The organism is Stenotrophomonas sp. AG209 (genome assembly GCF_003550055.1).
GTDB lineage: Bacteria > Pseudomonadota > Gammaproteobacteria > Xanthomonadales > Xanthomonadaceae > Stenotrophomonas.
Genome location: NZ_QXDB01000009.1, coordinates 1 through 1,044 on the forward strand (window position 1 = coordinate 1; position 1,044 = coordinate 1,044).

At 61.2% G+C, this 1,044-nt stretch carries 1 protein-coding gene; it reads left to right on the forward strand.

What is annotated here, in order from left to right; genetic code table 11:
- Positions 1 to 143 precede the first annotated feature (143 nt).
- Positions 144 to 1,004 (forward strand): IS3 family transposase, encoded by an 861-nt coding sequence (locus tag DFO63_RS21895; RefSeq protein WP_119007887.1) that lies wholly within the window; start codon positions 144 to 146, stop codon positions 1,002 to 1,004.
- The last annotated feature ends 40 nt before the right edge of the window (positions 1,005 to 1,044 follow it).

The following is a 1,044-nucleotide window of genomic DNA, read 5'->3' on the forward strand; positions in this document are numbered from 1 at the left end:
GGCCGGTCGTTGACCTCTGAGGCCCGCAGGCCGGCCACTGACCTGGAAAGCGAGATCAGCCGCCTTCGGGCCGAGAACGCCAATCTGAAGATGGAGCGGGAAATCCTAAAAAAAGCGGCGGCGTTCTTTGCCAGAGAGTCCAAGTGAGGTACGCCTTCGTCGCCAGTCAAAGGACTCACTACCCGACCAGGTTGCTGTGTCGGGTTCTTGGGGTTTCTGTCTCTGGATTCCATGATTACCTGCGCCGGCAGTGTGCCCAAACGTGCGATGTCGATTCGGCCCTCCGTACCGAGCTTCGGGCCATTCATGTGACCAGCAAGCGCAGTTATGGGCGACGTCGGCTGGTCAGGGCCTTACGAGCCAGGAATCATCCAGTTGGCCACAAGCGCGTGGCACGGTTAATGGCCGAGGAGCGAATCCAGGGCAAGGCCAAAGGCCGATTCCGGCCCAAATCCTCCGGCGGCTCATCCCAGCTCGCCCCCAACCTGCTGGATCGGCAATTTGCCCCCGGAACCGGACCGACGGCGTGGGTCGGAGATATCACGTATGTCCCCACCCGCCAGGGATGGCTGCATCTGGCCGTGGTCATCAGCGTCCAGACCCGGCAGGTGATGGGCTACAGCGTTTCCAGGCGCCTGACTGAGGAACTGGTAGTGAAAGCATTCGCCAATGCCTGGGCTCTGCATCCACAACGACCTGGCCTGATCTTCCATTCCGATCGTGGCGGGCAGTACTGGGGGAACGAGTTTCGCCAGCTGCTGCAGTCCCATGACGTGGTCCAAAGCATGAGCCGGCCTGGCAATTGCTGGGACAACGCCGTGGTCGAGAGCTTCTTTGCGACGCTCAAGACAGAAGAGGCTGCCGAGCCTTACGCCAGTAAGGAACAAGCCAGCCAGTCCATCGCTGCTTACATCCACGGCTTCTACAATCCAGCCCGGCTACACTCGGCGCTGGGCTACCACTCGCCTAACAACTACGCCCGGCAGCTCCGGGCTGCCGCCTGAAACGGCTTCATGGCGTCCGTTTTCAGGGGGCCAGATCAGA